Below are 13,044 nucleotides of genomic sequence, written 5' to 3' on the forward strand. Positions count from 1 at the left end.
CGTTGGGATCGCGACCGATGTGGTTGAAATATCAGGATCAGTAGTGCCCGGGCCCGATGGCCCGGGTGCCTCCGGCCTCAGTTCTCGAGCTGGCGACCGCGGGTTTCCGGCAGACTCAGGGCCGCCAGGATCACCACCGCATAGGCACCGGCGGCAAACACGCCGATGCCGACGCCAATCGGCAGGGTTTCACTCAGCGCGCCGATAAACAGTGGGAACAGCGCGGCGATGGAACGTCCGGCGTTGTAGCAGAAGCCCTGGCCCGAACCGCGCATGCGGGTGGGAAACAACTCGGTCAGGAACGCGCCCATGCCGGCGAAGATGCCCGAAGCGAAGAACCCCAGGGGAAACCCCAACCAGAGCATCCAGGTGTTATCGATGGGCAGTTGGGTATAGGCCAGGACGATGCTCATGGAGCCAACGGCGAAGAGCACGAAGTTCTTCTTGCGGCCGATGGCATCGGTCAGCCACGCGCTGGTGACGTAACCGACATAGGAACCGACGATCACCATCGCCAGGTAACCGCCGGTACCCAGCACGCTCAAGCCACGCTCGGTTTTCAGGTAGGTCGGCAACCAGGTGGTGATTGCGTAGTAACCGCCCAGCGCGCCAGTGGTCAGCAACGACGCACGCAAGGTGGTGCTGAGCATCCGCGGCGCGAAGATCTCGAAGAAAGCCCAGGGCGACGGCTTTTCAGCCTGGCTCAGACGTGCGTCCCGAGACTGCGCGAAGGTATCGGACTCCTTGACCAGCCGGCGGATCACCAGCACGAACAGCGCCGGCACCAGGCCGATCATGAACAGCGCCCGCCAAGCCTGCTCGGGCGGCAGAAAGCTGAACAACCCGGCGTAAAGCAGCGCCGTCAGCCCCCAGCCCAACGCCCAGCCGGCCTGCACCATGCCCACCGCCTTGCCGCGATCCTGGGAGCGGATCACCTCGCCGATCAACACCGCACCGGCCGTCCACTCGCCCCCAAAACCGAAGCCCATCAGCGTGCGCGCCACCAGCAATTGATCGTAGTTCTGCGCCAGCCCGCACATGAAGGTGAAGAAGGCGAACCAGAGCACCGTCAGTTGCAGGGTACGCACCCGGCCGATGCGGTCGGACAGAATCCCGGCGATCCAGCCGCCCGCCGCCGAGGCCAGCAGGGTCGAAGTGCCGATCAAGCCGGCCTCGCCCTTGGAAATACCCCAGGTGGCGATCAGGGTGGGGATCACGAAACTCAGCATCTGAGTGTCCATGCCGTCCAGGCCATAGCCAATCTTGCAGCTCCAGAACGTGCGCTTCTCATTTTTTGTCAGCGGGCCGTACCAACTGAACGGGCCGGCACGGCGCGTCCCTGAAGGCACGTGGTCAGTCATGGTGTGTTCCATGGAAGGTTCCTGCGGCAGCAAGGGAAGATGACGGACACGCCTCGTTGTTTTTTTGTGAAGGCGTTGTCGTGGAGAACCGGTGCAGCGAGCTGCATCGTGGAATGGATTCTTCGCGCCGTTGCGGTGTAGCGTCAAACGGGAAAAAAGCCGGTCAATGCATAAGAAAAGTTGATGCCCCCTCAGGGACACGTGGCGAAACCCAGGAGTGCGACCCGGGATCGAAGATCAGTTTTTCTTGTTTGCAATAACAGATTTTCTCGTTGGACGAGGCTGTCGCGGCGCCCTAAAAAGGTCCCGATCCACCACCCAGAGAGAAGTTCGATGAATCTGCCTGCGCTGTCCTTCGATCAGTTGCGCCATCTGGCGCCGCGCGCCTTGCGCCGACACATCGCCACCGACCAGTATCAAGGCCACACCAGCGGCCTGGGCCTGGGCCGGGTACAAGCCAATATCGTGATCCTACCAGGGGACTGGGCCGACGAATTCCTGCGTTTTTGCACCCTCAATCGCCAGGCCTGCCCGCTACTGGACATCACCCGCCCCGGGGATCCGCTCTTCCAGCACCTGGGCGAGAGCGTCGACATCCGCCACGACGTGCCCCGTTACCGGGTCTATCGCCACGGCGAACTGACCGAGGAGCCGCAGAACATCAAGCACCTCTGGCGCGACGATATGGTGGCCTTCGCCATCGGTTGCTCATTCTCTTTCGAACAACCCTTGCTGGATGCGGGCATCGACCTGCGCCATGTCAAATTGGGCCGCAACGTGGCGATGTTCCAGACCAATATCGACACCCGCCCCACCGAACGCCTGCAGGGCAAGCTGGTGGTGAGCATGCGACCGCTGAAGGCCGCCGATGCGATCCGCGCGATCCAGATCACCGGGCGCATGCCCAGCGTGCATGGCGCACCGGTGCATATCGGCGACCCGCGGCTGATCGGCATCCACGATCTCGGCGCACCGGACTACGGTGACGCCGTGCCACTGGCCGAGGATGAGCTGCCGGTGTTCTGGGCCTGCGGCGTGACCCCGCAAGCGGTGGTGCAAGCGTCACGCCCACCGTTGTGCATCACACACGCGCCGGGCTGCATGTTGGTGAGCGATCTGCACAATCACAGCCTTTGACTCAGGCCGTGGTGTTCACCGTACCACCGGAGGTGCTGCTACCCGACTGCTGCAAGGCATTGCTCAGCGCGGCGCTGACCGTCGCGATGGAACCGGAAATAGCCGATACCTGTGACTGCGCGGCCGCCACGGCGGTGGCCTTGGCGTCCGGGCTGTCCTTGCTCGCCTGAGCCCTCTGCAGTTGTTGCTGCACTTGCTGCAACTCCTTCTGCAGCTCGGCCAGTTGTTTGCGCAGCGACTTGACCGTATCGGATTCGGAGCTGGAACTGGAGCTGTCGCTGCTACCGGACGCACCGCCAGCACCGCTCAGTTGGCTGCCGTCCACTTTGGTGGTGCCACTGGCAGTTGCCGTGGTACCGGTGCTGCTGGTGTCACTGCTGGTGGTGCCGGTGGTCTTGTTGGTGCTGCTGGTGGTGGAAAGACTTGGCGCAATGGTGACTGAAGTAATGCTGACCATGGGGATCTCCCGATTCAGTTATAGGCAATCTTGTCATCGACGCACTTTCACCATAATTGAGATTGATTCTGTATCACGTGTGTCAGCGTCTCGATACAAGACCACATCCCTGTGGCTCCGGCTCAGGCCCCGAGGCGGGCCGTCACGTCGCTCAACTGCCCGGACAACCCGTGCAGGTTCTGACTGGCGGCTTCGGTACGCTTGACGTTGTCCAGGTTGGTGCTGGCGATGGCCGTGATCTCGGTCAGGTTGCGCGAAATGTCCTCGGCCACCGAGGTCTGCTCTTCGGCGGCGGTGGCGATCTGGCGATTCATGTCGCGAATCGCTTCCACGGCGGTGGTGATGCGTTCGAGCATGGCACCGGCCTCGGTCACCTGCTCGACGCTCTCTTCACTGCGGGCCTGTCCGCCCTCGATGGCCAGGGCCGCATCCACCGCACCGGTCTGGACCGACTGGATGATCTGGTTGATCTCGGCAATGGACGCCGCAGTGCGCTGGGCCAGGCTGCGCACCTCATCGGCGACCACGGCAAAACCGCGCCCGGCTTCACCGGCACGGGCGGCCTCAATGGCCGCGTTGAGCGCCAGCAGGTTGGTCTGTTCGGCAATCCCGCGAATCACTTCCAACACCTTGCCGATTCGTCCACTGTCGGTTTCCAGGCGTCGAATGACCGTGGCGGTAGTAGCGATCTCGGTTCGCATGCGGGTAATGGTCTCGATGGTGGACCGCATCACCAATTCACCCTGCTGGGCCGAGTGATCGGCGTCATCCGCCGCAGTCGCGGCATCCCCGGCATGGCGGGCAACCTCCTGGGCGGTCGCGGACATTTCGGTCATGGCGGTGGCCACCTGGTCGGTACGCTCAAACTGCTCGTGGGTACCATGGGCCATCAGGCCGGCAATCGACCTCAACTCACCGCTGGCGCCATCCAGGTCCGAGGTGCTGCGCTTGAGATGGCTGAAGGTCTCCGCCAGGAAATCGCGCAGGGTGTTGGCAGCCACCGCCAGTCGCCCCAGTTCGTCCTGGCGGTCGGCACTCACACGGTCGTCGAACTTGCCATGGCTCAATTGCGCCACGTAGTCGATCAGGCGGCGGATCGGTGCCACCAGATTGCGGTCGACCAGCCACAGGCTCAACAGGCCGATCAACAGCCCCGACGCCAGCATCACCAGGATGCCGATCCAGATGGTCCGTTCAGCCTGGGCACTGATGGTCGTCGACTGTTCATCGCCCTGCTGGCGCAGTTGGGCAACCAGTGCGCTCATCTGCTCGCTGGTCGCGCGGTCCATGCCCTTGACCGCCTGATCACCGGCGCTCGGGTCGGCCCCGGCGGCCAGGTAGGCATCGCGCCCTTTCAGGTAGGCGCCCCCCAGCAAACGGTGTTCTTCACGCAGTTGCTCGATCTGCGACTTGAGTCGCGCATCCATGCCCGACTGAGTAGCCAGGCCGCCGAGAATATCTTGCACATCGCGCTGACGCGCTTCGAACTGCGACCAGTAGCGATTCAGGTCCTGGGGTTGCTTGCCACGCAGCAGGACATCTTTCCACTCCTGCACCTGGGCCTTGAATTGCACGTTGGCCTCATCGATCAAGTGCGAGGTGTGCAAGGAGCCTTCAATCAAATTCCGATAATCCCGGACGCCATTGGACAAGAAGTGAAAACAGGTCAGCGCGATCAGCAACATCGCGATCAGGGCGCCGCTCAGGAGTGTGAGAATTTGGGTTCTCAAGGATTTCTGCAACATCGGGGGGAATCTCTGAACAAGGATTGAGCGTTCCCTGTGGGAAACGCAAGGAATCGAAACATCCTTGTCAGTGACAACCGGGCACATGGCCAAATAGTGCTGCGGATGACATCACTACCATCGGCGCTGCCATACGGCGCTTGAATCGAGCCGACCATCGGTCAATGGCACCATGATGCCTGCCCGCCAGTGGAAAAAAGGTCAACGCCTCCCACTATCGCGACACTCAAACCGTCACAAAAATGTCAAAAAGCCTTGCGATGATGCGACCAGCGAACCTGTAAAAAAATATTTCAGGCGTTTCATCTCAGCGAGCCTCCATGAACCACAGCCTTGACCAAAGCCATCGTGACCCGGATCTGTTCGGCCTGCTCTACGGCTTTCGCTTTCGCCCCGGCGAACGCGGTGAGGAAATCGACTCGGCCACCGCCCTGCAACACCTGCAATTACCGGAAAATCCCGATGAGTTTGTCTGGTTGCACCTGAACCTGGCGCACGCGGCCTGCGAGCGCTGGATGAAGACGCACCTGTCCTTGCCCGAAGAGTTTTTCGAGGCCTTGCACGAAGGTTCGCGCTCGACCCGTATCGAACACGTGGACAACGCCTTGCTGGCGGTGGTCAACGATGTGGTGTTCAACCTCAGCAGCATGGTTTCCTCGGACATCTCCACGCTCTGGGTCTGCGTCCATAGCAAGCTGTTGATCAGCGCGCGCCTGCAACCCCTGCACTCGGTGGACAAGCTGCGTTCCTCGGTCAAGGCGGGCGAACGCTTTCGCTCACCACTGGAGTTGCTGGTGCATCTGCTGCGCGATCAGGGTGAAGTGCTGACCCAGATCGTGCGCAAGACCAGCATCAGCGTCGACCAGATCGAAGACCAGTTGCTGGCCCTGCGCCTGAGCAACAACCGCGCCGAACTGGGGGCCATGCGCCGGGTACTGGTACGCCTGCAACGGTTACTGGCCCTGGAGCCGGGCTCGTTGTTACGGCTGCTCAACCGCCCGCCACAATGGCTGCAGAAAGAAGACGTCAAGGAACTGCGCAAATCCACCGAAGAGTTCTCGCTGATCCTCAGCGACCTGGAAGCCCTGGGCGAGCGGATCAAGCTGTTGCAGGAAGAGATCGCCGCCAGCCTCAACGAACAGAGCAACCGCACCCTGTTCACCCTGACCGTGGTCACCGTACTGGCGCTGCCGATCAATATCATTGCCGGCTTCTTCGGCATGAACGTCGGTGGCATTCCGCTGTCGGGCGACCCGGAGGGCTTCTGGATTCTGGTGGCGCTGGTGGCGAGCTTCACCGTCCTGGCTGGACGCTGGGCATTTCGCAAACGTCAGGATTACTGATCTGGCGCAGTCAACCTGTAACATTTGGAAACGATCATGTCTGGTATCCGTTCTCAAAAAGGATTCCCGGCATGGCTACCCCGTCACTGACCACTGCCTCGCCCGCCCAGGACGCAGGTAAACCCCAGTTCGATAGCACCCCCCGCTCGCGCTTCGTCAACACCCTGATCTTTTTCGCGGTGCTGCCGATGGCGCTGCTGTTCACCGCCTACAGCCTGATGCACGACATGCACGACTTCGGCACCGTGGTGACCACCTGGACGCCGTTCCTGCTGCTCGGCGTGGCCTTGTTCATCGCCCTGGGTTTCGAGTTCGTCAATGGTTTCCACGACACCGCCAACGCCGTGGCAACGGTGATCTACACCCATTCCCTGCCGCCGCATTTCGCGGTGATCTGGTCCGGCTGTTTCAACTTCCTCGGCGTACTGCTCTCCAGCGGCGCGGTGGCCTTCGGCATCATTGCCCTGCTGCCGGTGGAACTGATCCTGCAGGTGGGCTCCTCGGCCGGCTTCGCGATGATCTTCGCCCTGTTGATCGCCGCCATCCTGTGGAACCTCGGCACCTGGTGGCTGGGCCTGCCGGCCTCGTCCTCGCACACCCTGATCGGCTCGATCATCGGCGTGGGCGTGGCCAACGCGCTGATGCACGGGCGCGATGGTACCAGCGGCGTGGACTGGAGCCAGGCGACCAAGATCGGTTACGCCCTGTTGGTGTCGCCGCTGGTGGGCTTCTTCTGCGCCGCGCTGCTGTTGCTGGCCTTGCGCCTGCTGGTCAAGAACCGCGCGCTGTACAAGGCGCCCAAAGGCAATACACCGCCACCGTGGTGGATTCGCGGCCTGCTGATCCTGACCTGCACGGGTGTGTCCTTCGCCCACGGCTCCAACGACGGGCAAAAGGGCATGGGCCTGATCATGCTGATCCTGGTCGGCACCTTGCCAATGGCCTACGCGTTGAACCGCACCATGCCGGCCGACCAGGCGCTGCAGTTCGCCGTAGTCGCCGAAGCCACCCAACAGGCACTGATACGCAGTGCGCCGCAACCGGCCCCAGCCGACCCGCGCCCGACGCTCTCGGAGTATGTGCGCAGCAAACAGGCGACACCGGAGTTAATCCCGTCACTGGCCGCCCTGGCCGGCAGCATCGGCACTGAGGTCAAGAGTTACGGCTCGTTGGCCAAGGTCCCGGCCGAAGCCATGGGTAACGTGCGCAACGACATGTACCTGAGCAGTGAAACCATTCGCCTGATGGACAAGGACAAGATCGGCAACTTCGACGCCGATACCCAGGGCAAGCTGCAGTTGTTCAAGCAACAGATCGACGGCGCCACGCGCTTCATTCCGCTGTGGGTGAAGATTGCCGTGGCCATCGCCCTGGGCCTGGGCACCATGGTCGGCTGGAAGCGCATCGTGGTCACCGTCGGCGAGAAAATCGGCAAGACCCACCTGACCTACGCCCAGGGCGCCTCGGCGGAAACGGTGGCCATGCTGACCATCGCCGCGGCAGACATGTACGGTTTGCCAGTCTCCACCACCCATGTCCTGTCCTCGGGCGTGGCCGGGGCCATGGTCGCCAATGGCGGCGGCTTGCAGCTGCGCACCATCCGCAACCTGGTCATGGCCTGGGTCCTGACCCTGCCGGCGGCGATCCTGTTGTCGGGCAGCCTGTACTGGTTGTTCACGCAGATTTTCTAACTCCCGCCCCCTCGATGAGCGCATGCCCCCGGGTATGCGCTCATCTTCAAGACTCGCCCAACTCCTCCTGCAGTACCTGCCCCAACCAGTCCATGAACACCCGCACCCGCCGGGGCAGATGGCGTTGCAGGGCATACAGCAACGACACCTCCAGCGGCGCCGGCAGAGCGTCGGGCAATACCGCCACCAGCGCACCACTGTCCAGATGCTTGCGTACGCCATGGTACGGCGCCTGGATCAAACCGAACCCGCCCAGGCACGCCGACTCGTAGCAATCGGTGCTGTTCACCGTGACACTGCCGGCCATCGGCACCTGCTGCAACTTGCCGTTTTGCAGGTACTCGAACCCTGGGGAGCGCGCCCCCAGCATCCCGACATAGTGGATCAGCCGATGCCCGGCCAGGTCGGCGACGGACTCCGGCCGACCAAAACGCCGCAGGTAGGCGGGACTGGCACAGTTGGCCATCGGCAGCTCGCACATGTGCCGCGCCACCACCGACTGATCGGGCTGCGCACCGACCCGCAGCACACAGTCGAACCCCTCGCCCACCAGGTCGACGCGGCGGTCGGTACTGCTGATTTCCAGTTCGATGCGCGGATGCAGCGCCATGAATTCCGGCAGGCGCGGCATGATCACGCGACGGGCCATGACGCTGGGCATATCGAAACGAATACGCCCGGCCAGCAAGGCCGCATCCTGGCGGAACAAGCCCTGTAATTCATCCATCTGCGCCAGCAGGTCCTTGCTGCGTTCATACAGCACCAGCCCGTCCTGGGTCGCCTGGACCTTGCGCGTGGTACGTTGCAACAGGCGCGTGCCCAACAGTTCCTCCAGCGCCTGGACATGCCCGGACACGCTGGACTTGGGCAGCCCGAGACTTTCTCCCGCGAGGGTAAAACTCGACAGTTCGGTGACCCGGATAAAGGTCCGCAGCAAGTCCAGCTTGTTCATGACAGCGTCCCTCCATTGTTCGGAATAGACGATCAGTGTTTCCGATTTATCGGTGTTTATCCATTCACTGACGGACAAATACACTTTCCTCAGCGTTATCCATTCCTTGAGGAACACGACATGACTCGTAAAATCGCCCTGATCACCGGTGCCAGTCGCGGCCTTGGCAAAAGCGCCGCGCTGCACCTGGCCGCCCAAGGCATCGACATCATCGGCACCTACAACAGCCGCGCCGACGACGCCCGGGCAGTGGCGGCGGAGATCGAAAAACTCGGTGGTCGCGCCGCCATGCTGCAACTGGATGTCAGCCTGATCGACAGCTTCAAGGCCTTCAGCGAGGGCGTTGCCAAGGTATTGGCCAGGGTCTTCGGTCGTGAGCAGTTTGATTTCCTGGTGAACAATGCCGGGGTCGGCGTGCACGCGCTGTTCGCCGAGACCACTGAAGAGCAGTTCGACCAGTTGCTCAACGTGCACTTCAAAGGGCCGTTCTTCCTGACCCAGAAACTCTTGCCACTGCTCGCCGACGGTGGGCGCATCGTCAATATTTCCAGCGGCCTGGCACGCTTCAGCCTGCCGGGTTATGCCACTTATGCGGCGATGAAGGGTGCGATGGAGACCTTGACCCGTTACCAGGCCAAGGAGTTGGGTGCCCGTGGAATCAGCGTCAACTGCCTGGCCCCGGGCGCCATCGAGACCGATTTCGGCGGCGGTAGCGTGCGCGACAACAAAGACCTGAATGCCTATGTCGCGGCCAACACCGCGCTGGGCCGTGCCGGCTTGCCGGACGATATCGGTGGCGCCATTGCATTGTTGCTGAGTGATGGTGGCCAGTGGATCACCGGGCAGCGGATCGAGGCTTCGGGCGGGATGTTCCTGTAAATGCGGCGGTGCCTGGTCTGACGCCATCGCCAGCAAGCCGGCTCCCACAAATCCCGGTTCCGCCACAACACTATCGTCGTGCGCAAAAACCTGTGGGAGCCGGCTTGCCAGCGATGGGGCCCGTCAGCCGGACACGCCACTGCGGATCAACAAATCCTTCAGCACGCTGCGCAACGGCACCTCGCCCTTGCGCGGCGTTCCGGCGAACTCGATCCAGCCTTCGTTGAAACCGTCGATCATCTGCATGCGTGGCAGCGGGTTATTCATCCCCTGGGACGTGAACAGATCCTCCCAGGTATCACGTGCCACCACTTCCATACGCACCGGCTTGCCCAGCCACTCGGCAAAACCGGCGGCAATCTGCTCGGGCGTCACTCGCTCCGGTCCTTCCAGTTCAACCACCCGCTTGCCACTCCAGGATTCCTGCAGCAACTGCGCGGCCAAGCGTCCGACATCCGCCGTGGCGATCATCGGCACCGGCTTGTCCAGCGGTTGCAGAAAGCTCGGGATCACTCCCGTCTCCACCGCCGCCGCCACATCCCACAGGGCATTCTCCATAAACCAGCCCGGACGCAGGAAGGTGACCGGCAGATCCAGCGTGCTCAGACCCTGTTCCAACAACTGCAACTGGTTCAACAGATTCGGCTGGGTCGCCTGGGCACCGATGGTCGACAAACACACCACCTTCGCCGGCCGCGCCTGTTCCAGCGCCGCGCGCAGGGTTTCCACCACTTGGCGGGCTTCAGGAAAGCCCGGCGTCGGATCGAAGTTCGACGGCATCATGATAAACACCCCCTCAACACCGCTGAACGCCTGCGCCAGTGCCTGCCCGTCATCCACATCGGCCAGGGCCAACTGGCAGCCTTGTCCGGCCCACGGCGCACCTTTCTCGGCGCTGCGCACCACGGCGCGTACCGATTGCCCGGCGCTGAGCAGCGTACGGGCGACGGCACCGCCCACTTGTCCGGTAATACCCATGACTGCGTACATGCAAATTCCTCCAGGAAGCGGCGACCTCTGTCGCGATGGAGGAATTCTCCGCCGCGTATCGAGATTCTCCGATAGCATGGATGTCATTGAATAACTGACTGGTAATCAGTAATGAGCTTCGACTCCAACCTCGCCAGCGGCCTTGGCGTACTCAACGCGGTGGTGGACGGCGGCAGCTTCGTCAAGGCCGCCGAAGCCCTCGACATGACCGCCTCCGGCGTCAGCCGGGCCATCGCCCGGCTGGAGAAACGCCTGGGCATCCGGCTGTTCGACCGCACCACCCGTTCGGTCAAGCTGACCGACGAAGGCCGTCGCTTGTACGAGGAAGTCACCCCGTTGCTGGCCGGTCTCGAAGAAGCGGCCTATGCCGCCAGCGGTAGCGCCAGCCAGGTACGCGGGCGGTTGCGGGTCAATATCGATCCGTACTTTTCCCGCCTGATCCTCGGCCCCGCCCTGGGCGAGTTCATGAGCCGCCATCCGCTGTTGCACCTGGAGCTCTATACCCGCGACCAACTGGGCGACGTGGTGGCCGACGGTTTCGACCTGGCCGTACGCTTCGGCCACCCGGCCAATTCTTCCCTGGTGGCGCGCAAGCTGCTGGACGTGCGGGTGCTGACCTGCGCGGCGCCGGCCTACCTGAAACGCCACGGGCGACCTCTGACACCGCTGGACATGGAGGATGAACGGCATGTCTGCGTGTCCTTCCGCGACCCGGAAACCGGGCGGCCCTTCCCCTGGGAGTTTCACCGTGCCGGCCGGCGGGTGGATGTGCGCAATAACGCGCGGCTGGTGCTCAACGATGTCGGCACCCTGCACAGCCTGTGTGAAAGCGGCCATGCCATCGCCCAGGTGCTTGACCTGGGGGTACGTCCGGCCTTGGACGCGGGTCGGCTGGTGGAGCTGTTTCCCGATTGGCCGGATGAGCGCTTTCCGTTGTATGCCCTTTATCCGTCCCGGCATCTGCCGCCGGCCAAGGTCAGGGCGTTTCTGGATTTTATTATTGGGTTGAGTGCTGCTTGATGCGGTTGGGGGTCTCGAGACAATGTGCATGGCGGCCTTCGGCGGTTCGCGAGCAATCGAGCGTCGACCGGCTGCTCCTACAGGGGGATGCGCAGCAATAGACGTTCGCGTATTGCGTCGTAGGCCCAGTGATACAGGTAGGTATAGGGCAGGAAAAACAGCAGCACGCCAATATCCAGCAGCAGCGCCGTCAACAGGCTGAGATCCAGCCACCAGGCCACCAGCGGCACGCTCACCGCCACCAGGCCGCCTTCGAACAGCAAGGCATGGAGCAGGCGCGTCCAGACGTTCTGCACCAGGGCAAAGCGCTCACGCATCCGGTCGAACATCCCGTTGAACAGAACGTTCCAACCCAGGGCGATAAAACAGTTGGCGACCGTCACCACGCCCATCTCCAACAGCGGTTTGCTCATCACCCAGGCAAACAGCGGCGTACACAGCAGCACCGCGAATACCTCGAAGCCGATGGCTTGCAAAACACGTTCGGTAAAAGACTTGCCGGGGGTCATGATGGACGCCTCCATTGATATCTGAGGGTTGTCATTATCGCCACCCGGACAGATACTAAAAGTCGATTACCATCGACAAAAGCGATAGTTCATGGCTTCCAATGAAATGCTCCAAGCCTTTGTCCAGGCCGCGACCCTGGGTTCCTTTTCCGCTGCGGCGCGCAAGCTGGGCAAAAGCCAGTCGACCATCAGCGCGGCCGTCGCGAGCCTGGAAATCGACCTGGGCCTGGAGCTGTTCGACCGCAGCACCCGCAAGCCCGGCCTGACCGCGGCCGGCCATGTCATGCTGCAAAAGGCCGAGGACATCCTCGCGGCCAACAACCGCCTGGAAATGAGTGCCCGCCAATTGGCCGGGGGCCTGGAAGCGAAGCTGACCGTGGTGATATCCGACACCTACCAGTCCAACCGTTTCGAGGCCACCCTGAGCGACTTCGAAGCCCGCTACCCGGACCTCGAGCTGGAGTGCCTGATCGCCGAGTGCGACGACCTGGTGGAGTTGGTCCGCCAGGGCCGAGCCCAGGTGGCGTTTGCCGAACGGCAGGACAGCTACCCGCCGGACCTGGGCAGCGCCACCGTGGATGAACGCACCGAATTTGCCCTGTTCGTCCACTGCGGGCATCCCCTGGCGCAACAGGCCAGGGTCGATCAGGCCAGCCTGCAGCAGCACCGCGAACTGCGCCTGGCGAGCATCGTCAATCCTTACGAGAGTCGTGCCCAAGGCCGCTTCTGGTCAGCGTCGAGTTACCTGATGCTACTGGAAATGGCCCAGCGTGGGTTCGGCTGGGCGGCGCTGCCGCGCTGGTTGGTGGAGCGCTTCGACAACGCTTCGTTGGTGGCGCTGGCGGTCCGTGACTGGCCAAGGCCGGTGGCGGTGGATGCGCTCTGGTCGCGCCTGCGTCCGCCAGGGCCGGCGGGCAGTTGGTTGCTGGCCCGGATGCTGGAATAACAGCGCTTTTGTGG

At 62.6% G+C, this 13,044-nt stretch carries 12 protein-coding genes and 1 pseudogene; 6 read left to right on the top strand and 7 right to left on the bottom strand.

The window, feature by feature from the left end:
* Positions 1-77: 77 nt before the first annotated feature.
* Positions 78-1,361, bottom strand: a complete 1,284-nt coding sequence (locus PFEN_RS13290) for an MFS transporter (RefSeq protein WP_191487275.1) — start codon at positions 1,359-1,361, stop codon at positions 78-80.
* A gap of 333 nt (positions 1,362-1,694) precedes the next feature.
* Between PFEN_RS13290 and PFEN_RS13295 the strand changes: the two genes are divergently transcribed.
* Positions 1,695-2,498 (top strand): putative hydro-lyase, encoded by an 804-nt coding sequence (locus PFEN_RS13295; RefSeq protein ID WP_191487276.1) that lies wholly within the window; start codon positions 1,695-1,697, stop codon positions 2,496-2,498.
* Position 2,499: 1 nt separating this feature from the next.
* Here the strand turns inward: PFEN_RS13295 and PFEN_RS13300 are convergent, their stop codons facing one another.
* The 3 genes and pseudogenes from PFEN_RS13300 to PFEN_RS31480 form a co-directional block, all read right to left on the bottom strand.
* The gene (locus PFEN_RS13300; protein WP_191487277.1) at positions 2,500-2,955 is read right to left on the bottom strand and encodes a hypothetical protein; all 456 of its coding nucleotides are present in this window, start codon (positions 2,953-2,955) and stop codon (positions 2,500-2,502) included.
* 122 nt (positions 2,956-3,077) lie between these two features.
* Positions 3,078-3,845 carry a methyl-accepting chemotaxis protein gene (locus PFEN_RS31475; protein WP_412071441.1) on the bottom strand — a complete coding sequence of 256 codons (768 nt, stop codon included), beginning with the start codon at positions 3,843-3,845 and terminating at the stop codon, positions 3,078-3,080.
* 162 nt (positions 3,846-4,007) lie between these two features.
* Positions 4,008-4,787, bottom strand: a pseudogene (locus tag PFEN_RS31480) (hypothetical protein); the annotation flags it as partial.
* A 233-nt stretch (positions 4,788-5,020) separates the two neighbouring features.
* Here PFEN_RS31480 and PFEN_RS13310 point away from each other — a divergent pair.
* Both PFEN_RS13310 and PFEN_RS13315 read left to right on the top strand, forming a co-directional pair.
* On the top strand, positions 5,021-6,043 hold the full coding sequence (locus PFEN_RS13310) for a transporter (protein ID WP_191487279.1): 1,023 nt from the start codon (positions 5,021-5,023) through the stop codon (positions 6,041-6,043).
* 71 nt (positions 6,044-6,114) lie between these two features.
* The gene (locus PFEN_RS13315; protein WP_191487280.1) at positions 6,115-7,734 is read left to right on the top strand and encodes an inorganic phosphate transporter; all 1,620 of its coding nucleotides are present in this window, start codon (positions 6,115-6,117) and stop codon (positions 7,732-7,734) included.
* Positions 7,735-7,780: 46 nt separating this feature from the next.
* Here PFEN_RS13315 and PFEN_RS13320 read toward each other — a convergent pair whose 3' ends face one another.
* Positions 7,781-8,686: a LysR family transcriptional regulator gene (locus PFEN_RS13320; RefSeq protein ID WP_191487281.1), complete on the bottom strand. Its 906-nt coding sequence runs from the start codon at positions 8,684-8,686 to the stop codon at positions 7,781-7,783.
* Positions 8,687-8,806: 120 nt separating this feature from the next.
* Between PFEN_RS13320 and PFEN_RS13325 the strand changes: the two genes are divergently transcribed.
* Positions 8,807-9,565 carry an SDR family NAD(P)-dependent oxidoreductase gene (locus PFEN_RS13325; protein ID WP_191487282.1) on the top strand — a complete coding sequence of 253 codons (759 nt, stop codon included), beginning with the start codon at positions 8,807-8,809 and terminating at the stop codon, positions 9,563-9,565.
* A gap of 123 nt (positions 9,566-9,688) precedes the next feature.
* Here PFEN_RS13325 and PFEN_RS13330 read toward each other — a convergent pair whose 3' ends face one another.
* A complete protein-coding gene (locus PFEN_RS13330) occupies positions 9,689-10,555 on the bottom strand; it encodes an NmrA family NAD(P)-binding protein (protein ID WP_191487283.1) in 867 nt (288 codons plus the stop codon).
* Positions 10,556-10,666: 111 nt separating this feature from the next.
* Here PFEN_RS13330 and PFEN_RS13335 point away from each other — a divergent pair, with 111 nt between their 5' ends.
* A complete protein-coding gene (locus tag PFEN_RS13335) occupies positions 10,667-11,575 on the top strand; it encodes a LysR family transcriptional regulator (protein WP_191487284.1) in 909 nt (302 codons plus the stop codon).
* Positions 11,576-11,652: 77 nt separating this feature from the next.
* Here the strand turns inward: PFEN_RS13335 and PFEN_RS13340 are convergent, their stop codons facing one another.
* A complete protein-coding gene (locus PFEN_RS13340; RefSeq protein WP_191487285.1) occupies positions 11,653-12,084 on the bottom strand; it encodes a multidrug/biocide efflux PACE transporter in 432 nt (143 codons plus the stop codon).
* 91 nt (positions 12,085-12,175) lie between these two features.
* Here PFEN_RS13340 and PFEN_RS13345 point away from each other — a divergent pair, with 91 nt between their 5' ends.
* Positions 12,176-13,030: a LysR family transcriptional regulator gene (locus PFEN_RS13345; RefSeq protein WP_191487286.1), complete on the top strand. Its 855-nt coding sequence runs from the start codon at positions 12,176-12,178 to the stop codon at positions 13,028-13,030.
* Positions 13,031-13,044: the final 14 nt, after the last annotated feature.

Source organism: Pseudomonas sp. FEN, assembly GCF_904067045.1.
Lineage (GTDB): Bacteria > Pseudomonadota > Gammaproteobacteria > Pseudomonadales > Pseudomonadaceae > Aquipseudomonas.